The sequence below is a fragment of the Aneurinibacillus sp. UBA3580 genome (assembly GCF_002375825.1).
Classification (GTDB): Bacteria; Bacillota; Bacilli; order Aneurinibacillales; family Aneurinibacillaceae; genus Aneurinibacillus; species Aneurinibacillus danicus.
The window spans coordinates 16,222-40,100 of record NZ_DFMZ01000135.1 but is presented as its reverse complement, the minus strand read 5'-3'; the positions used below and the strand labels follow the sequence as shown (position 1 = coordinate 40,100).

23 protein-coding genes, 1 pseudogene and 1 CRISPR repeat array are annotated in these 23,879 nt (G+C 44.5%); of the genes and pseudogenes, 19 read left to right on the top strand and 5 right to left on the bottom strand.

The window, feature by feature from the left end; genetic code table 11:
* Positions 1-590: 590 nt before the first annotated feature.
* Complete coding sequence (locus B2899_RS17825; protein ID WP_286887517.1) at positions 591-1,436, bottom strand: IS4 family transposase; 846 nt, start codon at positions 1,434-1,436, stop codon at positions 591-593.
* Between the two features lie 269 nt (positions 1,437-1,705).
* Here B2899_RS17825 and B2899_RS18520 point away from each other — a divergent pair.
* The 10 genes and pseudogenes from B2899_RS18520 to cas2 all read left to right on the top strand — a co-directional run.
* A pseudogene (locus tag B2899_RS18520) lies at positions 1,706-1,888 on the top strand (transposase); the annotation flags it as partial.
* Positions 1,889-1,968: 80 nt separating this feature from the next.
* The gene (locus B2899_RS17820; RefSeq protein WP_286887515.1) at positions 1,969-2,160 is read left to right on the top strand and encodes a hypothetical protein; all 192 of its coding nucleotides are present in this window, start codon (positions 1,969-1,971) and stop codon (positions 2,158-2,160) included.
* A 10-nt stretch (positions 2,161-2,170) separates the two neighbouring features.
* Entirely contained in the window at positions 2,171-2,905 is a 735-nt protein-coding gene (cas6, locus tag B2899_RS17815) for a CRISPR-associated endoribonuclease Cas6 (RefSeq protein ID WP_286887513.1), read from the top strand.
* 19 nt (positions 2,906-2,924) lie between these two features.
* A complete protein-coding gene (locus B2899_RS17810) occupies positions 2,925-4,991 on the top strand; it encodes a TM1802 family CRISPR-associated protein (protein ID WP_286887512.1) in 2,067 nt (688 codons plus the stop codon).
* Between the two features lie 20 nt (positions 4,992-5,011).
* The gene (locus tag B2899_RS17805; protein ID WP_286887510.1) at positions 5,012-6,076 is read left to right on the top strand and encodes a type I CRISPR-associated protein Cas7; all 1,065 of its coding nucleotides are present in this window, start codon (positions 5,012-5,014) and stop codon (positions 6,074-6,076) included.
* A gap of 1 nt (position 6,077) precedes the next feature.
* Entirely contained in the window at positions 6,078-6,845 is a 768-nt protein-coding gene (gene cas5 / locus B2899_RS17800) for a CRISPR-associated protein Cas5 (protein ID WP_286887508.1), read from the top strand.
* 75 nt (positions 6,846-6,920) lie between these two features.
* A complete protein-coding gene (gene cas3, locus B2899_RS17795) occupies positions 6,921-9,416 on the top strand; it encodes a CRISPR-associated helicase Cas3' (protein ID WP_286887506.1) in 2,496 nt (831 codons plus the stop codon).
* A 15-nt stretch (positions 9,417-9,431) separates the two neighbouring features.
* Positions 9,432-9,932, top strand: a complete 501-nt coding sequence (gene cas4, locus B2899_RS17790) for a CRISPR-associated protein Cas4 (RefSeq protein WP_286887504.1) — start codon at positions 9,432-9,434, stop codon at positions 9,930-9,932.
* Between the two features lie 28 nt (positions 9,933-9,960).
* Positions 9,961-10,953, top strand: coding sequence for a type I-B CRISPR-associated endonuclease Cas1b (cas1b, locus tag B2899_RS17785; protein ID WP_146810865.1), 993 nt, complete (start codon positions 9,961-9,963; stop codon positions 10,951-10,953).
* A gap of 14 nt (positions 10,954-10,967) precedes the next feature.
* Complete coding sequence (gene cas2 / locus B2899_RS17780; RefSeq protein WP_286887501.1) at positions 10,968-11,231, top strand: CRISPR-associated endonuclease Cas2; 264 nt, start codon at positions 10,968-10,970, stop codon at positions 11,229-11,231.
* A gap of 168 nt (positions 11,232-11,399) precedes the next feature.
* Positions 11,400-12,969: a CRISPR direct-repeat array (repeat unit 30 nt; unit sequence GTTTGTAGCATACCTATGAGGAATTGAAAT).
* Positions 12,970-13,117: 148 nt separating this feature from the next.
* Here cas2 and B2899_RS17775 read toward each other — a convergent pair.
* Positions 13,118-14,053: a DMT family transporter gene (locus tag B2899_RS17775; protein WP_286887499.1), complete on the bottom strand. Its 936-nt coding sequence runs from the start codon at positions 14,051-14,053 to the stop codon at positions 13,118-13,120.
* Between the two features lie 311 nt (positions 14,054-14,364).
* Between B2899_RS17775 and B2899_RS17770 the strand changes: the two genes are divergently transcribed.
* The 4 genes from B2899_RS17770 to B2899_RS17755 all read left to right on the top strand — a co-directional run bounded on the left by B2899_RS17770 (position 14,365) and on the right by B2899_RS17755 (position 17,868).
* Positions 14,365-14,643 (top strand): hypothetical protein, encoded by a 279-nt coding sequence (locus B2899_RS17770; protein ID WP_286887497.1) that lies wholly within the window; start codon positions 14,365-14,367, stop codon positions 14,641-14,643.
* 218 nt (positions 14,644-14,861) lie between these two features.
* On the top strand, positions 14,862-15,605 hold the full coding sequence (locus B2899_RS17765) for an ABC transporter ATP-binding protein (RefSeq protein WP_146810853.1): 744 nt from the start codon (positions 14,862-14,864) through the stop codon (positions 15,603-15,605).
* A complete protein-coding gene (locus tag B2899_RS17760) occupies positions 15,602-16,816 on the top strand; it encodes an ABC transporter permease (RefSeq protein WP_286887495.1) in 1,215 nt (404 codons plus the stop codon). Before B2899_RS17765 ends, B2899_RS17760 begins: the two co-directional genes overlap by 4 nt.
* Before the next feature lie 176 nt (positions 16,817-16,992).
* Positions 16,993-17,868 carry a cation diffusion facilitator family transporter gene (locus B2899_RS17755; protein WP_286887494.1) on the top strand — a complete coding sequence of 292 codons (876 nt, stop codon included), beginning with the start codon at positions 16,993-16,995 and terminating at the stop codon, positions 17,866-17,868.
* A 60-nt stretch (positions 17,869-17,928) separates the two neighbouring features.
* Here B2899_RS17755 and B2899_RS17750 read toward each other — a convergent pair whose 3' ends face one another.
* A complete protein-coding gene (locus B2899_RS17750; protein WP_146810847.1) occupies positions 17,929-18,813 on the bottom strand; it encodes a helix-turn-helix domain-containing protein in 885 nt (294 codons plus the stop codon).
* Positions 18,814-18,991: 178 nt separating this feature from the next.
* Between B2899_RS17750 and B2899_RS17745 the strand changes: the two genes are divergently transcribed.
* Positions 18,992-19,141 carry a hypothetical protein gene (locus tag B2899_RS17745; RefSeq protein ID WP_170230290.1) on the top strand — a complete coding sequence of 50 codons (150 nt, stop codon included), beginning with the start codon at positions 18,992-18,994 and terminating at the stop codon, positions 19,139-19,141.
* A 32-nt stretch (positions 19,142-19,173) separates the two neighbouring features.
* Entirely contained in the window at positions 19,174-19,329 is a 156-nt protein-coding gene (locus tag B2899_RS18515; RefSeq protein ID WP_146810845.1) for a transposase, read from the top strand.
* A gap of 180 nt (positions 19,330-19,509) precedes the next feature.
* Here B2899_RS18515 and asnB read toward each other — a convergent pair whose 3' ends face one another.
* Positions 19,510-21,354: an asparagine synthase (glutamine-hydrolyzing) gene (gene asnB, locus B2899_RS17740; protein ID WP_286887491.1), complete on the bottom strand. Its 1,845-nt coding sequence runs from the start codon at positions 21,352-21,354 to the stop codon at positions 19,510-19,512.
* Between the two features lie 158 nt (positions 21,355-21,512).
* On the opposite strand from asnB, the gene B2899_RS17735 reads away from it, so the two are divergent.
* Positions 21,513-21,863, top strand: a complete 351-nt coding sequence (locus B2899_RS17735) for a DUF3905 domain-containing protein (protein WP_146810814.1) — start codon at positions 21,513-21,515, stop codon at positions 21,861-21,863.
* A 164-nt stretch (positions 21,864-22,027) separates the two neighbouring features.
* Positions 22,028-22,252: a DUF1450 domain-containing protein gene (locus B2899_RS17730; protein WP_146810812.1), complete on the top strand. Its 225-nt coding sequence runs from the start codon at positions 22,028-22,030 to the stop codon at positions 22,250-22,252.
* A gap of 131 nt (positions 22,253-22,383) precedes the next feature.
* Here the strand turns inward: B2899_RS17730 and B2899_RS17725 are convergent, their stop codons facing one another.
* Complete coding sequence (locus B2899_RS17725; RefSeq protein ID WP_286887488.1) at positions 22,384-22,680, bottom strand: spore morphogenesis/germination protein YwcE; 297 nt, start codon at positions 22,678-22,680, stop codon at positions 22,384-22,386.
* Positions 22,681-23,097: 417 nt separating this feature from the next.
* On the opposite strand from B2899_RS17725, the gene B2899_RS17720 reads away from it, so the two are divergent.
* Positions 23,098-23,865 carry a sporulation protein gene (locus B2899_RS17720; protein WP_286887486.1) on the top strand — a complete coding sequence of 256 codons (768 nt, stop codon included), beginning with the start codon at positions 23,098-23,100 and terminating at the stop codon, positions 23,863-23,865.
* Positions 23,866-23,879: the final 14 nt, after the last annotated feature.

Genomic DNA, 23,879 nt, shown 5'->3' with positions numbered 1-23,879 from the left:
AGACACGCCAGGCTAGGAACTAGTCTTCGTGGAGAGTACGACAATGGTCGGCTCGATGAAGCGAGAAGCTCTCCAATTTATTGGAGAGAGGTTCACATACCCAAACCAACACTGGTAGGAAATCCTCTGCCTTTGAAAATTTAAATAATAAGTCTGAGTAACCGGTTCAGCGCAGTCTGGGTCGGTTTTTATTTTATCTGAAAGTCATATGTCCTACCTTTCGGGGATAGGATTTAACTTAACTTAACAGCCAAGAAGTCTCCCGCTTCTATAAGCGGTGAGATGAATTGGCTTCGGATAAGGACAGGCTGTAGCCTGTTCAGTTATCCAACATCATGGTAAAATTAAGTTATGATGTTCTTTGATAACTGGATATATGGGGTTGCATGGAGAAATAAAAAATGCGAAAACCAAGCTGTTCCTTCCATGCGTAAAATATCCAAGGTAATAAAGAACTCCGAATGTCGGACATCCAGGGTAGGGACTACCCGAAGTAACGCTCAGGGAGACGAAGGGTTGCTTTCATCATGGAACTGAGAAGCTCCCGCTTCAAGCGTTAGCTAAGTGGCGAGTAGTTCACATACTGTAACTCAACTTTCGTACACAGAAACACCTAATAAACCCTTGATATATTTGGGTAAACTGGATAAAAATTTATCAAAAATCTCTTGAAACTTCTCCTCGGTGAGGATAAGGACTTCCTTACCTTGTTCATCGGTTCCCAACGTGATGATAACGGAAGCTAACATTTTAGCTTTTCCACGTTTCTTGCGAACTGCTCTGTATAGGGCGTTCAAATTGAGTTTTTGTTCGTCGTGGACATAGTACACTCTAGGTATGGCCCTGAGCATACAAATGACGTGAACACCCTGCTCCAGCACGTTCAAAATGGTCAGGGGGAAGTTAAACCAGCTGTCAAACAAAACATACGAAGCCTGTACTCCCGCATGCAATGCTTGTTTTAGAAGACCCTGCAGGGTTTCCGAAGATTTCTTGACAGCCTCTTTTCGACGCTGGTATTCGGCTGTCCGTTTGTCAATGCCGTCATTCATTTCGACGTAGCGACTGCTTTTCTTATGGGAACTGAGCAAGGAAAAGCAGAGTGGAACAAACGTATTCCCGTCTGACCAGCCTAAGGTGAGCATGCGGAATCCACGAATATACTTGCCCGTCGTATGATCATGCACATTCGCCAAAAGCTCTACCGCCTTGCTGCGGGTACGAGAAAATAGGGAATCGTCAAAGATGAGTACCTTCACACGCTCTTCTTTTGTTAATGAATTGACCTTTGTTTGAATCAAACCGCAGCCCAGAAGGAGCAAGAACCTTCGCCAATTGCAGCGGCTGGAATTGAGGAAGCGATACAAGGGTTTAAGGTGTTTTTCAAGGTGCGAAAATTGGGTACTGTAAGCAACAATGTTAAATTGAGTTTTCACTATAGCCTACCTAATTATAAGGATTTGAAACATAGTAATTTATTTATATGTGTGAAAACTCTAACTAAATATAGCCTTCCTATAAGGATTTAGAGAAGACACTTCTTTGTATTACAAAAATAAAGGTGTCTTTTATTTTTTTATTTTTTGAAATTTAATATTGATTTTCCATCCAAAATGTGTAAATATTAATATACATAGCAGATAATTAATATACACATATAATAAATAACTATTAAAAGCGGAAGGAGACAGTAAGGTAGGGAATTATGCAAAAAAGGAAACGATATACCCCGGAATTTAAGGCTCAACTTGTACTTGAAATTCTGAAAGAAGAGAAATCCTTGGCTCAACTTTCTTCGGAACATAGGATCCATGTGAACCGACTTCGACAGTGGAGAAATGCAGCTTTGGAGCAGCTGCCCGGCCTCTTTACTAACGAAAACAAGAAACAAGAACAGATGAAAGCCGAGTACGAAGAAAAAATCGAAACCCTCTACGCGGAAGTCGGACGCTTAACCACGCAATTGTCGTGGCTCAAAAAAAAAATCTGGCCTCCGAGACGACTAGAGCCAAACGCATCGAGATGGTGGAATGGGAGCATCCTGAACTTCCGATCAAGACGCAGGCGGAATGGTTAAGCCTGAACCGTTCCAGCCTGTACTACAGGCTTACTATTGAGGAATACAGGGATAAAACAAAATTAAAGAAAGCTAAAAAATAAGGGAGAATTCATGAGATTTAGTATTTCGCTATCTGGAAATGGTTCTTATATCAAGTTGCCTATTCACTATAACGCGCTAATTCAGGCGGCCCTTTACAATCAACTAAGCCCTGAAGTAGCAGATTTCCTACATAACAAGGGGTTTATTGTAGATAACAGGCGCTTTCCTCTTTTCGCTTTTTCGCGCATCATTGGGGATTATCGTTTATTACGAAAAGAAAACAAAATCGTGTTTTCTAATCCGGTCCAACTTATCGTTTCCTCGCCTGTTCCTGAGTTTGTGAGAGATATTGCGCAAATTCTGCTTAAAGATGGATTTCGTGTTGGAAATCAAATGTTGACTGTAACATCTCTTAAGATGGATGCTCCTACTGTAGATAATGATGAGATTATCGTTCAGACTTTGTCTCCGATTGTTGCTTATTCCACAATGAAGCGTTCGGATGGTCGAAAGTATACGGTGTACTTTGAACCGAAAGAAGACGATTTTCAATCTATAGTAATCAATAATCTGCTTCGAAAAGGCAGGTTGCTTTATGGAGAAAATACACCGTTTCAACCGATTACCATTCGTCCGGTATGTAAATATAAACAGCATGTTGTAATGTACAAGCAAACGATCATTAAGGGGTATAGCGGAAAATTTTTATTAAAAGGAGACCAACGCCTGCTTCAAGTAGCAATTGATGCCGCCCTTGGAAGCAAGAATGCGATGGGGTTCGGTCTTGTGGAGATGAAACAGTAAAATTGAAAGGAGGGAGCATATGAATCTTCCGCAAATTACGGCTCAGATTGGCCAAATGGAAAGTCAAAACGAAAACGAGCTGCATTCGCTTGTTAAGAAACTAAAATTTAAGCCGAAAGCTGGAGAGAGCGCCTATGCAGTATATATGACGTTTGATCTTCAAACACAAGACATTATTTTCGAAGCACCTATGAAAGTATCGGAAGATTTGTTGTATCGTATTCACTATTTTGGCAATAATGCAGCTGCTGCGGCACAAACCTATATGGTTCGGGAAACAGACTCGCTGAATTATTTGCTGACCAGCGTGTGGAATGATTTTCACCTATCTTTAAAGCAAAACGGGTTTGCTGATTGCGAGCTGACACATTTGATTGAAGAAGTACAGAAAGCCGGGTTGATAAGCGTAAGCGAAAAAAAAGGCGAAGGAAATGTTTCGTTTAACCGGCTGCGCCTTCCATTCATATCTGCACTCTCCGATATCAGAATTGACAAACAGAAAAAGGCAGTTATTATCGATGGAACAGAATATAAGTATGAAGCTTTTATACGATTGTTTATAGCGGATGATAATAAGAAAAACCGCATTGTACTGATAATTCCCCGCATTCGTAATGTATCAGGTGAAGAAATTGTTCTGTCCACCCATCAGGATTATATTCAACTCGTTAAAAAGCTGAATAATCTTGAAAAAAGTGAAACTGAACATCAGGTTGATGATACCGCATTACGTATATGCTATGTCTGCCAGCAAAACAAACCGAATGTCTCAAGTGAGTATACGAAAAAGTTCAGCCGTTCGGGAATCAACAAAATATTTATCACACAGAAAACGAACATGGCTCCTTTTTTTGAAAAAAAAAGATATGATGATAACTATTCTATCTGTTTAGATTGTTATCAACAATTGTTAGCCGGTGAAAAATTAATCGAAAAAACGTTCAAAGGACGGATTGCCCGCGAAAATGCGTATATTTTGCCGGAAAGTTTAATGGGGACGTTTAATTACAAATATATAAGCACACTGAAAGAAAACGTGGATTTAGCGTTTAACCAGGAAGATGCACAGAAATTTTTAGATAAGGTACAGGCAGAAGCCGAGGCGGATTTCGACCACGCATTGTATATGCTGCACTTCTTTATTTATCGAACCGATGGAAACTCCGTGACCGTATTAGATGTAATTGAGGACGTTCCGGTCCTTCGTTTTCATAAAATTATGAACGAATTTGCCGAAATTGTCTCGTTGATGAGTGATCACCTGCGAAGAATGTCGCTGGCAACTGTTTACCGTATTGTGCCGGTACGCGAGACACCCAAGGGGCAAATTGATATTGGAAGAGTGCTTACACTATACAAGTCGATTTTGTCAGGCCAACTTATTGATAAAAAAACCCTCTATTCGTATGCAAGCGAAGCGCTTGACAAAGGCTTAAAACAGCTTGCGAAGAGCCGTCCTGATAATTATTACAATATGGGGCTTGGGTATTATACCAACGGTAGAGAAGACTTTTTTATTAAAAGAATCATCATGTCGTACCTTGCTTTATTTCGTCTTTGTGAAAGGCTTGATATTTTGAACAGAACTCTTTTTGCCATAAATGAGGGGGGAGAAAGTACAGTGACCGTGGAACAATTACCGAGCAAAACAAAAGAATCTATTGAAAAAATGGAGAAGTTTCTGTCTGAACAAAAATTTTCAAGGGAAGCAAAAGGGTTATTTTATCTCGGTACCCTTATTCATCGTGTGGCTACCGCTCAATATATTAAGGAACATAGGAAGAAACCTATTTTGAAGAAGATTCAATTCCAGGGAATGAAACAGAGAGAAGTTATCAGGCTTTACGAAGACGTTTTAGAAAAACTACGCCAATACAATCGGTTTACATCGTTTTCTGAAACACTGCTAAGCCGCTTCCATGAGTATTACGGAAACCAAAAAGAGGATAAGTATTTCGACGAACATGAAAACGTTTTTTACATTATGTCGGGCTACGCCTATATGGTAGGACAAAAAGCGCCCGATTTTACAAAACAGGAAGAGGAAGCGCAATTGGAGGAATCAACCCCGGCTGAGGAAGAATAATTTAGAGGAGGAAAATAATCATGGTAGTAAAACAAAACGGAGACTTTTTATTTTTATTTGAAGCAGCGATGACTAATCCGAACGGTGATCCAGACCAGGAAAATAAGCCTCGGATGGATTATGAAACTTCGACTTGTCTTGTTAGCGATGCGCGCCGCAAAAGAGACAGCCGGGATTTTCTAAAAGAAAAAGGATACCGTATTTTCGTGGATACGCTTGGAGAAAAGAAAGTGCCGATGGATAAAATGTTTCTGGCTATTCGCGATGAGTGGCTGCAAGACGAACAGCGCATGGAAGGGCTCTTTGCGAACAACATTCCTCTAAGAGAAAAGTGGGAGTTATTCGCAGGCAAAGATCAAGCTTCTTACTATGATATTTATCAAAGATGGAGCGCAGATAAAAAAAGGAAATCTGAGCTAACAGAGTTTAATAATTTGTTTCTTACAGAAATTATTAAACATTCATTGATTGACATTCGTTTATTTGGCAGTGCTATGGCGGTAGAAGGAGTTTCCCGCACGTTTACTGGTCCTGTTCAGGTAACGTGGGGCTACTCTCTGCATCCTGTCGAACTTGTAAAATCCAATACAATTACTTCCATTATGAATGATGATAATTCAACATTCGGAAAAAAACATAAGCTGCATTACGGGCTTATTGCACATTACGGAACGATTAATAAATACAGCGCTCAGTTAACCGGAATGACCGAAGAAGATCGGCATTTGTTCCGCCAGTCTCTCGTTCAAGGAATGATGAACAACCAAACAGACAGCAAGCAAGGACAAACTCCGCTTTTGTATCTTGAAGTTGTTTATACACCGGAGTTTGACGGGTATTTGGGTGATTTGCGCCGCTTTTTACAAGTAGAGTACGATGAAAATAAAGCCATTCGTAAATTGGACGAAGTACAGGTTGATTTTAGCAAATTATCTACTGTAATTCTAGAAATGAAGGAAAAAGGCTATGTGGATAAGGTGGTTGCATGGGTTCACCCATTTGTAGAAAAAACTGCATTCAGCCAGCTTCCACCTTATGAAGTAATTGACTTGTGGGCTTCCATCCCGGTTTTTGTGGAGGCGTAAGATGCGTCTTCTTTGTTTTCGAATCCAGGGGAAAATGGCACATTTTCGCCGGTATTATTCCAATTCATCTTCACTGACATACTCGATTCCGCCACGCACAACTGTTGCGGGAATAGTAGCTGGATTATTGGGATTAGAGAGGGACAGTTATTATGAAATCTTCTCTCTGGACCAATGCCGTATTGCCGTAGCTTCTTGTTCTCCGATTAAAAAAGTAATGCAGAAGATGAACCTGCTAAAAGTAGAAAGTGTAAACGATTTAAACGGTTTTCAGGAGCATCATAGTCAGACAGCGACGGAATTTGTTTTACCGCAAAATATCCGTACAGGAATGATTGATTATCGTGTCTGGTTCTATCATGTTGACCAAAACATCATGGGAAAGCTTGAGAAGATTCTTTCAAATTCCTCTGTTATAAACGGGTATGTAAGTGCAGGTATTTCACTGGCGCTTGGGACAGCCGGAAACCTTGGTTGGCTTACTTATGAAGGAGTACTAGAGGGAGAGGAAATACAGGAAGAAGTGAATGTTCCTATCTTCTCATCTATTCCTGCATCCGGAATTAAAGAAATAGTAGTAGAAAAGACAAATATGGTGGAATATCGCCTTGTAAAAGAGGATATGCCATTTGAATTTGATAGGAGTAGAAGGCTGACGAACAGGGGAAAAGGAAGCATGATTATTAACTTAAATTCTGCTCCTATTTTTGCGAAGGTTTCACACCATATCAGGTTAGCGAATCATGAGTCCATTATGTGGATGCAGTAAAAGCAAGTAATTATTAGGGTATCCGTTAGGCGTATGTTTGAATGGATACCCTTATTTTAAAAAGAGGGGCTAAGCATGAACTATTTAGCACATTACGATAAGGAGAAAGACATAGAAGAACTACTATCGGTACATTTACAGGCAATGGCTGATTCTGTAAAGGATGCTGTTCCTCCCGTTGTGGAATTTCCAGAACTTAAAGGGGAAACAATGATACGATTTGCCGAGTATATTCTTCGCCTCCACGATTTTGGAAAGTACACGGATTATTTTCAGGATTATATACGCGATGGGAAAAATTCGGAGTTAAAGGTGCATGCGCACATTTCTGCCTGTATTGCCCATCCGGTGCTTGTAGAGATTCTCTCTTCTCTTCCGCTTGAGTACCGCTACGCCTGGACATTCGTTGCCTATGTTTGTATTCGGTTTCACCATGGTTCATTGATATCTTTTGCGAACCTGTTCAATAAAGAAAGAGAGAAGGAAATGTGGAACATGCTTGAACAGCAGGCTGTCCATTTGCTTGCCAAAGGAGAGAGTATTTTTCTCGATGCGAATCTCTTGAATGAATGGAAGACAATCTCCTTGATAAATCCTGACTTCTTGAGTGATTTAAGAACGAATAAGAGGCATTTTCTTAATATGCCGCATTATTTGACGGGACGTATGAAGGGAGAACACTGGTACTTTGCTCTTCTGTATTTCTTTTCGCTTCTGATTGATCTCGATAAATTGCATTCATCCGGAGTTGATATCAAGAAGGTTAGAAGTATATCTCATGAGAGGGTCGAGCAATACATAGAAGAAAAACACGGAAAGAAATCGTCATCCTCCCTTGTAAATAGAAGAGAGCAGGCTAAACAAACAATGCTTAACCAAATCTTCGCACTTTCGGATGAGCAAATACAAACAGAGCGTTTTTTTACTGTAACGGCTCCAACAGGCATTGGAAAGACGCTTGCTTCTCTGCAATCGGCTCTTTTGCTACAAGAAAGAATTCAACGCATAGAAAAGTATACTCCGCGTATTGTTACGGCCATTCCTTTCATTAACATTATTGAACAAACAAAAACAGATTATGAAAACATATGCGGTGATAGTGTACGGCTCATGATTCATCATCGCTTGACAGATATTGTACCGGAAAAGGATGCATCATTAGATACGGAAGAAAAGGCAATGGAAAAAAGAATGATGGAAATTGAATCATGGGAAGCGGATATTATTTTAACCACATTTGTTCAATTTTTCTCCTCTCTTATTACAGGAGAAAATCGTCCATTAAAAAAAGTGCGTAAGCTTGCAGGCAGTATTGTCATTTTGGACGAGGTTCAATCGCTTCCTGAAAAATATATGCCGCTTCTTGGTGCTGTTCTTCGTAAAATAGCTCAGTACTACGGTACTCGCTTTATTCTCATGACAGCAACACAACCAAAGCTTTTGGAAATGGGTGATCAGTTACTCCGCTCCTCCTATGTGCCACCCGTTGAATTGCTTGTAGACTATCCCAAGTTCTTTAAAGAGATGAGGCGTACAAGAATAGTCCCGGTTTTAGACGAAACAGTAGAGAATGAACAATTTTTATCTTTTTTCTTTGATAAGTGGAAGAAATCTCAATCGGCATTGATCGTCGTGAATACGATTCAAAGAAGCATTGAACTTTATAACGAATTAGAGAAGTTAAAAAGAGAAGGGGAGGTTCCATCAACAGTTTCTTTATTTTACTTATCAACAAATATTGTTCCTAAACATCGTCAGGATGTTATTCAGGAAGTAAGAGACAAATTAAAAGGTAAGAAACCCGTAATTCTTGTATCTACACAAACCATTGAAGCAGGAGTAGATCTTGATTTTGATATTGGGTTCCGGGATCTGGCGCCTTTAGAGTCTATTGTACAAACAGCAGGCCGTGTGAATCGGGAGGGTGGTAAGGGAGAATATGCGCCTGTATATATTGTTCAATTTAAAAGAGATTGCAGTCGTGTTTATTCTCTTCATCATTGGGAACGTACAAAAAGCGTACTTCAGAAGCATGAAGATATTAAGGAGCCAGAGTATCAAGCGTTAATTGAAAAATACTATAGAGAACTAATGGAGAGCGGGATATCCGATGAGTCCAGGCAATTATGGGAAGAGGGAATCCTTGGATTGAATTTCGAAAAGCTAAAGGAATTTGCACTCATTGAAAACATTGGCCAAGTTGTTGATGTTTTTGTCGAAATGAATGAGGAAGCAACTCAGTTTGCTGATGCATATGAAGAGATAAAGTCTTTCTCCAATGAACTGGATAAATCAAAACTTTATTCTGTTTTTGATAAAAAACTTGTAGATGATCTGAAGACACAGCCTTCCGCTTATGAAAGAAAGACATTACTCCGTTTAATTTTAGCAAAAATGAGCAGATATATGGTTCAAGTTCGTTTACAGCGCGCATTCAAAAACAGACCGATCGAATTCTCGGCACGTAATGGCATTGTTTCTGATATATTCTGGGTGCCACCCAATCAGCTAGAGCAATTTTATGATCAGGCTACCGGATTTATTGACGAAACAGGAAGTTCATTCTTGTGATGGGTGGGAAGGAGAATGGAGGATTTTCAGGTTACAGGAACACTTGTCTGGTACTATCACATTTGTCCTCGTGAAACATGGCTCATCGCCCATCAAATTGTCGCTGACCAGGACGACTCAAACGTTGAATACGGCCGTTTTCTCCAAGAGCATGTATACGAACGTGAGAAAAAGGAACTCACAATCGGCCACCTAAAAGTTGACGTAATGAAATCAAAAGATGGACAGCTTATCATCGGGGAGGTAAAGAAAAGCTCTGCCTCCCAGCAAAGTGCAAGGATGCAGCTTCTTTTTTACTTGTATGAGCTAAAACAAATGGGGATTGAAGCGGAAGGAGAACTCCTTTTCCCTGAAGAACGGAGGAAACAGCGGGTTGTACTAGATGAAGCAGGAATCCGGGAAGTAGAGATTCTAAAAGAAAAAGTAGTTGACATCGTAAGCAAACAACTGCCACCTCCCCCTATGAAAATAAAATGGTGTCGTAACTGCGCATACCGTGAACTGTGCTGGGCATAACGGAATACCAGGAGATGAGAGGGAAGACATGAAAAAAAGCATATATATTTTTACTACAGGCTCCATATCCCGCAAAGATAACACGCTGTGCTTTGAAACCGAGCAGGGAAAGAAGTACATTCCTGTTGAAGATACTAAGGAGATTTTCTTGTTTGGTGAAGTCGATTTTAATAAACGCATGCTGGAGTTTATTTCACAAAAAGAGATTTTGCTTCATATGTTCAATCATCATGGATATTATATGGGAACATTTTATCCGCGTGAACACCTGAACTCAGGCTATATGATTCTTCAGCAGGCCCAGGCCTATCTCGATGAAGGTAGGCGCAGGGATATCGCTATGAAATTCGTATACGGTGCGATGGATAACATGCAGCAGGTGCTGCGTTATTACAAGAATCGTGGAATACATGTTGAGGATATACTGGATTCCCTGTCGAGCCTGGTGAACAGACTTCCGGCATGCGAAACCATTGAACAGATGATGGCGATCGAAGGGAATTATCGCGAGCAGTATTACCAGGCGTTTGACAGGATTATCGATGAAAAAAATTTTGTGTTTGAGGGTCGGTCACGCAGGCCGCCGTTAAATCGTCTCAATGCCTTAATTAGCTTTGGTAACTCTGTATTATATACAATAGCTCTTAGCGAGATTTATAAAACACATCTTGATCCGCGGATCGGCTATCTACATACAACTAATTTCCGAAGATTTTCATTGAATCTTGATATAGCTGAAATCTTTAAACCAATTCTTATAGACAGGCTAATTTTTACTTTGCTGGGTAAAAAGATGATTACAGCCAAGGATTTCGAGAAGAAGCTGGATGGAGTGATTTTAAACGAGAAGGGGAGACGTACATTTCTGGAGGAACTTGAAAAAAGGCTGACAACTACAGTGAAGCACCGTGAACTGGGACGGGAAGTGTCTTATCGCCGGCTTATTCGAATGGAAGTATATAAATTGCAAAAACATATCATGGGGGAAAAAGAATATGAGCCCTATGTCTCACGCTGGTAAGGAGGCAGGGAAGCATGTTTGTTATTCTTGTTTATGACGTTGGCGTAAAGCGTGTGGGAAAAGTGTTGAAAACGGCGAGGAGGTATCTTACCTGGGTGCAGAATTCGGTTCTTGAGGGGGATATTAGCGAGACAAATTTTAAAAAGTTGAAGGCGGAGTTGCTTATGACGATTGTTCCTGGAGAGGATTCATTGATTTTCTATACGTTTCGCACGAAAAATTATTCGAAGCGGGAAGAGTATGGGTTGAAAAAAGGAGGGGAAGATATTTTCTTGTGAATGGAAAAGGAGTGGGTGTTTTGCTGTCGTCGTCCATCGGTAATGCAAAAAGGCCGGGGGATCGACGACAGTGAAATGTAAGAACTGGTAGGGTTTTTGACGAAAAGACAGATTTTATTGATCGATGTTCAAAGAGAGGGAAGTAGTGGTTTTATGCGGGAAAAATGGGTTTGTAGCATACCTATGAGGAATTGAAATCCGTCCATTATGTCGGCGTTTTGCATAAAAAGGTGGTTTGTAGCATACCTATGAGGAATTGAAATTTTCTCTTTCTGCGATTTAAACGGAAGTGATACCGCATGGTTTGTAGCATACCTATGAGGAATTGAAACAATCTGGACGCAATGACGATTGATCCGACTCTCGCGCGTTTGTAGCATACCTATGAGGAATTGAAACGGATAATAAACTGCACTCTTCATCTGCCAGGCGCGGTTTGTAGCATACCTATGAGGAATTGAAACGCAGCACACCGATCGTTGTATTCGGACTGTCGAATAGTTTGTAGCATACCTATGAGGAATTGAAACTCTGCAATAATGAGCGCTTTTGCTTGGTCGATTCGGCGTTTGTAGCATACCTATGAGGAATTGAAACCAGCACACCGTTGATAGATGAGTTGTACCAGGAATGGGTTTGTAGCATACCTATGAGGAATTGAAATGCCTTTCGTTCGCGGGCCACGCTTAACGCTATTTCAGTTTGTAGCATACCTATGAGGAATTGAAATTATAGATGCCGAGCCTCCAGAGCTTTTTCTTTTGCCTTTGTTTGTAGCATACCTATGAGGAATTGAAATACCGATCGGGTATCGCGAAAGGTAACTCCGACTCCGTTTGTAGCATACCTATGAGGAATTGAAATGCGACCGCTATTCTCAATCGACGATTCGCTTCGCTAAGTTTGTAGCATACCTATGAGGAATTGAAATTAGAAGGTCTCGACCGGTTACACAAGCAAATGTTAACGGTTTGTAGCATACCTATGAGGAATTGAAATTCGCAAGTTGGAAGATGCGTATAAAAGCGCAAAGAAGTTTGTAGCATACCTATGAGGAATTGAAATGACTGGTGCTTTCGCCCAGTCATTCAGATATAGAAAAGTTTGTAGCATACCTATGAGGAATTGAAATTTGAAATCGTCTTCCAATTCGTCGTCCCAAATGGTTAGTTTGTAGCATACCTATGAGGAATTGAAACTGCAGTATCGTTGCATAACGTATTCATATCGTATAAAGGTTTGTAGCATACCTATGAGGAATTGAAATTCAGCTTTGGATAATTCAAGCACGGTACTTCAACGAGTTTGTAGCATACCTATGAGGAATTGAAATATAACAAACATCTCTCCGTCTATCGAATATGGCCCTTGGTTTGTAGCATACCTATGAGGAATTGAAACGCGTGATAACTCGTACACAAGCGGAGTATCAACGTGATAGTTTGTAGCATACCTATGAGGAATTGAAACCCATAAAGCACGCGCATTTCAGACGTCACACCAGGCCGTTTGTAGCATACCTATGAGGAATTGAAACTTTGGTGCATCGGGAATCTGGCCGGGAGCGCAAGCTTGTTTGTAGCATACCTATGAGGAATTGAAATCCGGACAACAGGCAGGGTGATGGAGCCGGATGAGTTTCGTTTGTAGCATACCTATGAGGAATTGAAACGGAGAAGGGAGAACATTATTTCTTGTTCTCCGCTTCGTTTGTAGCATACCTATGAGGAATTGAAACGTAAGTGATTTCTCTCGACAGGGCTATCGAGTTCCCAGGTTTAGAGACTACCTATGATTCGCAATTTGTCCGCAAAAAAATCCTTTGCAATGGAAAAGTACAGATCATTCCTGTTCAAATCCAATACAAAGGACTTCAGTTCTTTCTGTTATCTCTTCATCAATGTTTCGCCTCGTCTTCTATTTTGAAGGCGCTCCTGTACGGGCATCGACATCAGCAACACCCCGAACAAAATCAGTAAACCGCCGGTAAAGAACGAGACGCTAAGATGCTCGCCCAGCAGCAACCAGCCCAGCAGCGCTCCGACAACCGGCTGAAAAAAGAAAAACATCGAGCCGGTTCCGGCTTCCACCATGTGCATGCCTTTGTTCCACAAATAGAACGCTCCCGCAGTCGATACGATTCCAAGATAGAGAACCGCAAACCATACAGAAGGTTGATCCAGACCGTTTACCGGAAGAAACTGCCACTCGATCACCATCACAGGCGTTGTAAAAAGAAACGCCCAGAAAATTGAATAGGTAGTCACTACGAGCGGTGAATAGTGTAACGCCGCTTTCTTCGCCAGTACAGACAGTAACGCCCACGTCACCGCAGCTCCGATAAGCGCCAGATTGCCTGGCAGCTTTCGGCTGTCGCCCAGCAGTTGAACGTCCCAGCCGACCACAACGATTACACCGATCATCGCCAGGAGAAGTGCTGTCATCTTCCGTCCGGTAATCGGCTCACCCAGCATATAAGAAGCGAACAGAACAATAAATACAGGACTCGCCGAAGTCAGAATCGCTCCCATATGGGCGGAAGACAGCCCTGTTCCGATGAACTGCAGGCCAATGGACAAAAAGTATCCGACAAAACCGATCGACATAAATAGACGCCAATCTCTGGCCAGAGGCTGACGCAATCCCTGCCTGACCACAAAAAGCCACAGAAAAGTCAGGCCGACAGCGTAGCGCAGCCACAAAAGCGTGAAAGGCGGGAGAAAATCCAGGGCCATCTTGCTTACGATATACATGCCGCCCCAGATGCTGGCGGCGGCGGATAGGGCCAGGTAGCCCAGTGCGTTTTTATTGACTTGTTTCATTATTATGATACCTCCGTTCGCGTAATTTCGGCGTAACGGGGCATCTTGTCCCCGCTACGAAAGGCGAACGGCGGGTACATCCCATTCCTGACGGATCGGCTGCATAAGCGGCCCTCCTTTCTGCCAATGAACTCCATACATTTACATTTTCGCACTGATTTTGCAATCTTCCAACAAAAATTTCTGTATATCGCACATTCCAACAAAATTCAGCGCGTTAAATTGCGCGAATTGTCGGACGATTATTGTGTTCTTTTTCCGGCTTGTCCGTTATACTGAAATCACCAGAAACGGACAGGGAGGAATAAAGCATGAATACCCAATTTGAACAGGAGACTTTCTCATACTACAAGGAAGGAGTGCTGACCTGGATTCATCTGAACGAAACAGGTGAAAACGAAGCGGAGACTGCGTCGTTTCCCTGGCAGGAGCGGACATGCCGTTTTACACGGGACCTGCGTACACTGGATGTCGTACAGGAAGGCGGACAGGAAGGCGGACAGGAACAGCACAAAGAGGGGGCATGGCTGGCGGCGGTGGACGAGAAATCGTATGGGTATGCGGAGGCGGGGTACTGGGATACAGGATGAAACGCGGCCGGGTTCTTTTTCTTCTTTTTTCGCCGCGAACGCTCTTCCTCGTACAGGTCAAAGTCGCTGCTCCTCCGTCATCAGCGACCGAACGTCGTACTCCTCCTTCATTTTCAGCGACTTCTCCTTTTTCTTGCACTTTTCCGATTCATCCCTCCCATTGTATAGCGCTCCGGACGATTTGTTATAATGGAAGAAAAAATGTCTGGAGATAGGTTATGAATCCCATTTTACAAGTGCAAGACTTGACGGGCGGATATCGGAAGAAGCGCCCGGTCATTCATAACATTACGTTTACCGTTTATCCGCATGAAATGGTCGGCCTCATCGGTCTAAACGGTGCGGGGAAGAGTACCACAATCAAGCATATTCTCGGTCTGTTGCAGGCTTCAGAAGGTTCGGTTCGTATTCACAATCAGACGCTCGAAGAAGCACCGGAAGCGTACCGCTCATCCTATACCTATGTGCCCGAGTCGCCGCTTGTCTATGAGGATTTAACGCTCTGGGAGCACATGGAACTCACGGCGATGGCGTACGGATTGGAGCGCAGGGTGTTTGAAGAGCGAACCGCTCCGCTGCTTGAAGAGTTTAATATGAAAGACAAACGGGACATATTTCCGCAGCACATGTCCAAGGGCATGCGCCAGAAAATGATGATTATGAACGCGTTTCTTGTGCAGCCCTCGCTTTATATTATCGACGAGCCGTTTGTCGGTCTGGACCCGATCGGGATTCGTTCGCTGCTGGAGCTGATGGTGAAGATGAAAAATACAGGAGCCGGCATCCTGATGAGCTCGCATATTCTATCGACGGTGGAGCGGTACTGCGATAAGTTTGTGGTACTGCATGGTGGACGGATCCGCGCGGCGGGGACGCTGGCGGAGATTCAGCGTCAGGCAGGCATGGAAGGTGCGCCGCTGGACGACGTATTCTATGAGCTGACAAAGGACGGGGACCGATGATGGACATTCGACGGCTCTGGAATCAGCGCATGGGCGCGTTTACGAAAGAAGCGCTTGGCTATACCCGTTATATAGCCAATAGCGGCACGATTATGTTTCTCGTATTTGCGTTTATCGGCTCCGCGTATTATTATTCTCAACTGCTGGACAAGCTGCCGCGTACGTACCCGATCGAATGGCTGATTGCGTTTCTGTTTTCGCTGCTTATCACGGGTGGCACGGTGCGTACATTTTTAAAAGAAGCGGATCTGGTGTTTCTACTGCCGGTAGAGGCGAGAATGGGGCCGTATTTTAAGTCGTCCATTCGCTATACATTCGTGTTTCATGCCGTGTACATATTTTTACTTCTGCTTGCGGTGTGGCCGCTCTATACCCATAGAATGGGGGAGAGGGCGGAGCCGCTTGTGTTGCTTCTCGTATATTTGCTGATGCTGAAGTTGGTAAATTTGCTGGGAAAGTGGCAGGAACAGCGTCTGCGGGAGCAAGGCGCCAGAATCATTCATATATTCGTGCGCTGGCTTGCTAATGCGGCGGTGCTGTTTGTGTTGTTCTCGCAAGGGTTTATGGCGGACAGCATTATCGCTTTGCTTGTGTTTCTTGTCGCGGCGTTTTTCTATTACCGGGCGCTTTCGCGTGAGTCCATTCACTGGGAGCATCTCGTATGGACGGAGAACAGGATGCTGGCAAGGTTCTATTCGTTTGCGAATCAGTTTGTCGACGTGCCGCACAGGCAGAATAAGGTGCGGCGCAGAAGCTGGGCGGCGAATGCGGTAAACCGGGTGGCGTTCAAGCAGAAGAATACGTATATGTATTTGTATGGCAAAGTGTTTGCCCGCTCGGAACTATTGCCGATGTTTCTCCGGCTGACCGTCATCGGGTTGCTGATCATTGGTTCTATTCAAGATGAGTGGGGAAAGGTGGCGGCGTACTTTATCGTATTGTCGCTGACCGGGACCCAGCTATCGACATTGCGGCAGCATTACCGCCACGTGTTCTGGACACATATTTATCCCGTTCCGCTTGTGGCGAGACGGGAGGCGGTTGTGCGGGTTGTATTTGTTATGATGCTGGTGCAGGCCGCTGTTTTGTATACGGCGGTGTTTGTTCCGTTCTCGGCGGGCTGGCATCTGATGACGGCGCCGTTGATCGGTATCGTTTTTTCGTATATGTATAGCTTTAGGATGCTGCGTGGAAAGCTGATGGAAAAGTAGCTGCAATCGGACCATCCCTCTATAATGCAAGTGTTTCTATAAGGAAAAAAGTTTTCCTTTAACGCAAAAAATTTTCTTTACCCTACAATGCTAGTTACCGGCAAAAAGGTTTCTCTAGACCCACACGAAACTCGTCTGATAGCATACTTATACAGAATACGTGGGGGTCTGAATGAATGGAAGAGCAGCAATATAATAATTTGAAAATGGGAGAGCACGGTGCCTGGGTTAGCATTATCGCGTATCTTGTGCTGTCCGCTTTAAAGCTCATTATCGGATATCTAACTGCTTCCAAAGCGCTAATGGCAGACGGTTTGAATAATACAACGGATATTATGGCCTCCGTTGCAGTGCTCATCGGCCTGCGCTTCTCGCGCAAACCGCCGGACGAAGACCATCCGTACGGCCATTGGCGCGCAGAGACGGTCGCTTCGTTGATTGCTTCCTTTATCATGATGGTAGTAGGTCTGCAAGTGCTGTATAACGCCGGAAAATCCATCGTCGATTTTCGCGTGGAAACGCCGGATCTGCTGGCGGCATGGACTGCTCTGGGAGCGGCGGCAATAATGTACGGTGTGTATCGATTTAACAGGAATCTAGCACGTAAGATTAACAGCCAGGCTGTGATGGCCGCGGCCAAAGATAATCTGTCGGATGCCCGGGTCAGCATCGGTGCGGCGGTCGGAATCTTTGGTGCGCAGTTTAATCTCCCGTGGCTGGATCCGCTGGCTGCGGTGATCGTCGGCTTCATGATTTGCCGCACGGCTTGGGAGATTTTTCGGGAAGCTTCGCACAGTCTGACGGACGGATTCGACGAGCAGGAGCTGGCGAGACTGCGCAAGACGGTAGAAAATATCCGGGGAGTAAAGATGATCGATGACATTAAAGCCCGGGCGCATGGCAATATAGTACTCGTGGATGTGGTTATCCATGTGGACCCCCGTTTGAATGTAATAGAGAGCCACCGAATTACGGAGGAGATTGAGGAAAAGATGCGGGAGGAGCACGGCATTATGAATGTACACGTCCATGTAGAGCCGTGGAAAGAGTAAAGCCCGGTAAATAAGCTGGAGTCTTGCTCTGACACGTACGGAATGCTCCCCGATAAAGCTTCATGTTTGCCTGCGCCGCTCGATTTCCCGTAACCGTTTTTTCACAAATTGCGCAAACTTATGATTCTGCTGTAATTCAAAAATCATAAGTGATTTGCGGAAGAATTCGATCGCCTGCTTCTTTTTGCGCAATTGAAGCAGGTTTTCCCCTTTCTGATAATGAAACTCCCCGAATAAATATAGGTATTCGTGCTGCAGGCACAGTGCAAGCCCCTTATCGCAGTATTTCAACGATACAACATAATCTTCGAGAACAGTCAGCACTTTGGCGTAATTGTAGAACAATCGGAGGTAAATCGTGTAATCCTGTACAAATGCCACACCGCTCATATGTTGAATGGCCATGGAGAAAATATCCATCGCTTCTTTGTACCGGCCTTCTTCGCTGTAAATAATACCGATACTGTTTAGTATTTCAATTTCTTTCTCCGTATAATTTTCCGTGCTGACGGCCAATTTCATTGCTTCATTCAGCAGCTCCAGGCTTTTCTCTACATCCTGTTCAAGATAGTACGCGCAGATGCCTTCATGCCAGGCGAGAAACTGCCGATTTTCCCGGTTTTGGAATATCGGGTTATTGCGCTCGGTCTTAATGAGTGCGGACACTTCTTCATAATTCCGCTCCCGGATTAGCTTGCGAATTTGATAGAAAAACTCCTGAACATAGGTGAACTGGGGATTCTCCATTCGATCGAAAAAGTAATCCAGCGTAATCCCCAGTCGTTTGGCGATATAGTAAAGAATTTCGGCGGAGGGAATCACTTCGCCTCTCTCGATTTTGCTGATGAGTGCCTGGGTACAAATGCCTTTTGCCAGCTCCGTCTGTGAGATGTTTAAATACTTCCTAATTTCCCGGACGACTTCTCCAATTCGTTGAATACTCATGCAGCAGCTCCTATATAATTATTTTTATAGCTATGTATGCATTTGCAAGCAAAAGCTCGAAAATGCGTTTTTTTCCCTGAAAATGCCCTTTCAGCCTAAATTCGTAATTAAATGTAATATATTATCATGGAACTAACATATATTTCATATTTCTAAAGGTTGAAAGGAGGGTACTAAAGTGAAGAACAAATTCCTCTCACTAGTCGTTACGGCCCTTATATTTATAAGTATTAGCGGAATTCCGACTACCAAAGAAGTGGATAAAGAATCAGTAAAAAATACTCAGGATACAGTAAATGCTATCCTTCGCCTTCCTTACCAACACTAATTAGTTTCTGGCTGAAGGGAGAGAAAAGAGAAATGAGAAGAAAGTATTCATTGGAGTTTAAGAGGGAAGTAGTTAAAGACGCACTTGTAGAAAAAAGTCTTAGTCTGGTAGCCAGGAAATACAGACTTAACAGCAAGATGATTTATCGTTGGGTACATGAATATAAGCAGGGCAAATTCAGTTCATAGCAAAAAGCATGGGAATACTGCTTTTTCATAGTATCCCCATGCTTTTTTTCGAAAATTTAGAATGAATAAAGAGAGAAGAAAGAAGATCCAGGAAAGAAAAAGGCGAAAGCCTTTTTCTTCCGTAAATCTCAGTTTTTCCTCCCTTCCCCCGTTCAGGCAACCTTTCTTATAACAACCAGATTATTTCACTACAACCCTATACTCTCTCATCCACATATCCACCTGCACCAGATATGCGAAAAATTGCGGCACATTCATCAACTGGCCGAACCAGGGCATATGCACTGAAGCCAGATTCAGACTGGCAAACTCCTTGACGGCTTTCACATTAATGAACGGCAGAATCGGTGACGAGGTGTCATGTAAGACCGCCAGCGCCTTATCGCGTACGGAGGCCAGGTAAGACGGGTTGTGCGTTTTCGGGTAGGGACTCTTGCGCCGCATCAGAACATCGTCCGGCAGTGCACCGCGCAGCGCCTGACGCAGGATGCCTTTCTCCCGCTCGCCGTACGTTTTCATGGACCACGGCACATTCCACATATATTCCACCAATCGGTGATCGCAGAACGGCACCCTTACTTCAAGGCCTACCGCCATGCTCATGCGGTCTTTGCGGTCCAGCAGCGTCGGCATCCAGCGCGTCAGGTTCAGATAGAACATCTCGCGAATGCGTGCATCATGGCCGCTTTCGCCTTGAAGCCGGGGTACTTCATCCAGCGCTTCCTGATAGCGGTCCTTTACGTACGCTTCCAGATCGACCTCCGCATGCAGATCGGATGAGAAAAACTTCGTTTTCTCTCTCAGGTTGCGCGCCCAGGGAAAAGTGGTTGCCGAGAGTGCTTCTTCCCGATGAAACCAGGGATACCCGCCGAACACTTCATCCGCACACTCTCCCGATAAAGCCACTGTCGCTTTTTTCTTGATTTCGCCGCAGAACAGATACAGCGAGCCGTCAATATCGGTCATGCCGGGTAAATCTCTGGCATGAAGCGCCACCGGCAGCGAGTCGATAAGGTGCTGCGTATCAAAATAAATATCGTGGTGTATGGAGGCGAGGTGTTCTGAAACGCGCTTGGCCCAGGGAGCGTCCGCATTTGGTTGAAATTCGTTTGCCCGGAAATGTATGTCATTATCTACGTAATCAACGGAGAAGGTGTGCAGCGGTCCCATTCCCTGCTCTTGAAACGCCTGCGCCGCAAAGGCGGAAATGGCGCTGGAATCAAGTCCGCCGGACAGCAGAGTGCAGACCGGTACATCGGCTACAAGCTGCCGGATGATGCTGTCGCCGAGCAGATGGCGAATCGTATCAATCGTTGTTTCCAGATCGTCCGGATGTGCATGGCTATCCAGTGACCAGTAGCGTTTCGTTTTCATTCCGTGCCGGGTGTGCAGGAGATAGGAGGCCGGCAATAATTCGAAGACATTGTGGAATACGCCGACACCCGGCGTGCGCGCAGGACCCAGGCCAAAGATTTCAGCCAGCCCCTCCTTGGTAATCTCCGGTTTAACGGCAGGATGGGCAAGCAGTGCTTTAATCTCTGATCCAAAAATAAAACTTGAACCCTGCTGGGTATAAAACAACGGCTTTACACCCAGCCGATCGCGGGCAAGAAATACGCTTTCTTCGTTATGTGACCAGATGGCAAATGCGTAAATACCATTCAGCTTCTCCAGACATTCAGGTCCCCATTCGATATAGGAGACAAGCAGTACTTCTGTGTCAGAGGTAGTAGTGAAGCGATAACCGCGTGCTGCCAGTTCGCCGCGCAAGTCGTCCGTATTGTACAATTCCCCGTTATAAACAAGCGTATAGGTCTCACCGCCGTGTGTCCGGCTCATCGGCTGTACGCCGCCCTCGGGGTCGACTACAATCAGGCGGCGGTGGGCGAAGCCGGCATGCCGCGATGTCCAGATTCCTTCACTGTCAGGTCCGCGGGGAACGAGCGTTTCAGCCATCTCTTCAAGGATCGCCCGTTGCCCGGTGAGGTCGGCCTGCCAATCTATCCACCCTGCGATTCCGCACATAATCATCCCTCCACTTCTAATCATAACCCAGTACTACACTATGCCTATGATGTACGAATGGGTGCCTGGCCCGGAAAAAACAGCCCGAGTAACCGGAGGAAAAACGGTCAACACTAGAAGGAGAAGAAGTAAGCCTAACGAGGAGGCGATACGATACAATGGAAAACCAGGGGAAGAAACGGATCGGCCAGGAACCGGCCGATACATCCATGCCGCATCAAATTGATGCGCCGGAGCGAGCAGAGGCGAACCAGAAGTTGAAGCAGCCGTTTACAAATCAATACGGTGTCGTGATCGGAGACAGTTTTTATGATTCAGCCAACTCTCCGCTGAACAACTGGAGCAAGGAGGTAGATCCGGCGATTATGGCCGGAGACGAGTGGGTTCATCCGACCAACGATATCGGATGGAACACGGCGGAGAATCAGGCGCTGCTTGAAGAAGGCTATATTCCGGGAAGCGGCCAATTTATGCACCCAAGCAAGGATGTCAGCTATCGTAACGATTAAAGAAGTGCGGCGGAAGCAATTTTTCCGCCGTATTTTCATTTGGAGGGGAAAGAGGAGAAAGCGGAAGGCCCGATTCAGAAGCAGGAGAAAATGTGGTATGATGAAAGGTAACGTGTATTATATGCTGGTACACTAGTAGCCGAGTAAGGAAGGGAACGTACGTTATGAGCAACGAGTTTCGTGTATGTGATGAATGTAAGATGATTAATATAAAAACATTGGTGCCTCGGCTGAAAGAAATCGATGCGGACGCCGAAGTAGAGCTGGGCTGTCAATCGTACTGCGGAATCGGCTTTAAAAAGCACTTTGCCGTGGTGAATGGCCGCTATTTAACTGCACTTACGGAAGATCAACTGATTGAAAAGGTGAGGAAGCATTTGAAAAAATAAGCCGGACAGGACAGGGGAACATGAATATTTAATACTGCCCCGGACCAGCTGGACAGCAGTATACACAGAAGAAGGCGCGCCTCGTATCCCCTGTGTTTTTGAGATGCGTGGCGCCCTATTTTATGTCTGAACTACATTATATTTCTTTCTTCTTCTCTTTTCTCTTCCGTGCCCCAGAAACGGTTTGCCCAGCGGAATAACAGCATACCCATTCCTAAATATCCGAAGGCCATATTGAAGTAGAACAGGGTCCACCACAGGAATGTAGAGTCTGCACGTGGTGCGCTTAACGGTAGCATTTCCGGCAGCATAATCCACATTGCGACAACGAACGGAACTTGCAGGATTGCCAATGCCTTCTGGCGAAGGCGCCAAAGCAAGAGAGGTGCCACACTTGAAAATACCAGGTTGATAATCAGTAAGTCCATAATTGTTTCCTCCTTCTTTTCTGCTTCCACAGAAGAAAACGCTTCCAAACCTGTTAACAATAAAGTGCGACGGTTGCTGTATGTGGTGTGATAAGAAATCTGTTAATTATATCATACAACATGTGACGGAAAATTGAAATTATTTTGAATAAAATGTGAAATTTAGATTATTCCATGGACAGAAAGGGCTATAGGGATACTTTAATGTTTTAACATGGCATAGTGGTGAGAAGTTTAGAGGTAGGAGGGGGGAAGGTAGAGGCGACCTACGCATGCCCGATGCCTTTGCCTCCCTTTTTTACCTCAACTGCAAAGAGAGGAGAAAATGCTTGGGATGCCGAATACGTATTGATGAATCTTTTTTTGGCAGGGTACGTATATACCCATACTTATAGCTTTGAGGAGGGGTGGGACAAGATGCTGAATAAGTTTCTTGCCAGTTTTGGAATCGGGGCGGCAAGGGTGGACGCCCGCCTGTCTGAATCAAGGGTCTATCCAGGCAGTGAGCTGCAGGGTGAGGTGCATATCGAAGGCGGAAATGTGGAGCAATCCATTTCCCAGATTTATATGTATTTATATACTGAATACTATAAAGAAACGAATGACTCCAGGACAAAGCATAAAGAAGTGCTGGCGTCCTACCGGGTGGCGGATGCTCTGTTGATTAAACCGGGGGAGAAGAAGGTGCTGCCGTTCCAGCTTCGCGTGCCGTACCATGCTCCGATTTCGTTCGGAAGACAGAACGTATACTTGAGTACGGGTCTCGATATCGAGATGGCCGTCGACCCGAAGGATACGGATATTGTGACCGTCCTTCCCGATCCGCTTGTAGACCAGCTGTTTGCGGAGATGGAGGGAATGGGCTTTCGCCATTCACACGACAGCGGCATTTGCGAATATAAGAAGCATATTCATCGGATGGTTCCGTTCGTGCAGGAATTTGAATTTAAGCCTACCGGGTTGTTTCGTAGCGAACTGGATGAGATTGAACTAATCTTTGAGGTGTATCCGGAAGGGGTGGATGTGCTGATGCAGGTGGATAAGCGGGCATCAAGCCTGCGCGGTATCTTCGAAGAAATGCTTGATTTGGATGAACAGTCCGTACGGTTCAGCATCGACCGCCAGCGAGGTGTCGTGCCGGGTGAGCTGGAGATGCGAATCCGTCAGGCGCTCCAACACCGTTAGATGGAGCGTGTAAA

Excerpts from the sequence above, each read along its gene's own strand:
- cas6 (WP_286887513.1), top strand. The coding sequence starts at position 2,171 with ATGAGATTTAGTATTTCGCTATCTGGAAATGGTTCTTATATCAAGTTG.
- B2899_RS17810 (WP_286887512.1), top strand. The coding sequence starts at position 2,925 with ATGAATCTTCCGCAAATTACGGCTCAGATTGGCCAAATGGAAAGTCAA.
- B2899_RS17805 (WP_286887510.1), top strand. The coding sequence starts at position 5,012 with ATGGTAGTAAAACAAAACGGAGACTTTTTATTTTTATTTGAAGCAGCG.
- cas5 (WP_286887508.1), top strand. The coding sequence starts at position 6,078 with ATGCGTCTTCTTTGTTTTCGAATCCAGGGGAAAATGGCACATTTTCGC.
- cas3 (WP_286887506.1), top strand. The coding sequence starts at position 6,921 with ATGAACTATTTAGCACATTACGATAAGGAGAAAGACATAGAAGAACTA.
- cas4 (WP_286887504.1), top strand. The coding sequence starts at position 9,432 with ATGGAGGATTTTCAGGTTACAGGAACACTTGTCTGGTACTATCACATT.
- cas1b (WP_146810865.1), top strand. The coding sequence starts at position 9,961 with ATGAAAAAAAGCATATATATTTTTACTACAGGCTCCATATCCCGCAAA.
- cas2 (WP_286887501.1), top strand. The coding sequence starts at position 10,968 with ATGTTTGTTATTCTTGTTTATGACGTTGGCGTAAAGCGTGTGGGAAAA.
- B2899_RS17775 (WP_286887499.1), bottom strand. The coding sequence starts at position 14,053 with ATGAAACAAGTCAATAAAAACGCACTGGGCTACCTGGCCCTATCCGCC.
- B2899_RS17770 (WP_286887497.1), top strand. The coding sequence starts at position 14,365 with ATGAATACCCAATTTGAACAGGAGACTTTCTCATACTACAAGGAAGGA.
- B2899_RS17765 (WP_146810853.1), top strand. The coding sequence starts at position 14,862 with ATGAATCCCATTTTACAAGTGCAAGACTTGACGGGCGGATATCGGAAG.
- B2899_RS17760 (WP_286887495.1), top strand. The coding sequence starts at position 15,602 with ATGATGGACATTCGACGGCTCTGGAATCAGCGCATGGGCGCGTTTACG.
- B2899_RS17755 (WP_286887494.1), top strand. The coding sequence starts at position 16,993 with ATGGAAGAGCAGCAATATAATAATTTGAAAATGGGAGAGCACGGTGCC.
- B2899_RS17750 (WP_146810847.1), bottom strand. The coding sequence starts at position 18,813 with ATGAGTATTCAACGAATTGGAGAAGTCGTCCGGGAAATTAGGAAGTAT.
- B2899_RS18515 (WP_146810845.1), top strand. The coding sequence starts at position 19,174 with ATGAGAAGAAAGTATTCATTGGAGTTTAAGAGGGAAGTAGTTAAAGAC.
- asnB (WP_286887491.1), bottom strand. The coding sequence starts at position 21,354 with ATGTGCGGAATCGCAGGGTGGATAGATTGGCAGGCCGACCTCACCGGG.
- B2899_RS17735 (WP_146810814.1), top strand. The coding sequence starts at position 21,513 with ATGGAAAACCAGGGGAAGAAACGGATCGGCCAGGAACCGGCCGATACA.
- B2899_RS17730 (WP_146810812.1), top strand. The coding sequence starts at position 22,028 with ATGAGCAACGAGTTTCGTGTATGTGATGAATGTAAGATGATTAATATA.
- B2899_RS17725 (WP_286887488.1), bottom strand. The coding sequence starts at position 22,680 with ATGGACTTACTGATTATCAACCTGGTATTTTCAAGTGTGGCACCTCTC.
- B2899_RS17720 (WP_286887486.1), top strand. The coding sequence starts at position 23,098 with ATGCTGAATAAGTTTCTTGCCAGTTTTGGAATCGGGGCGGCAAGGGTG.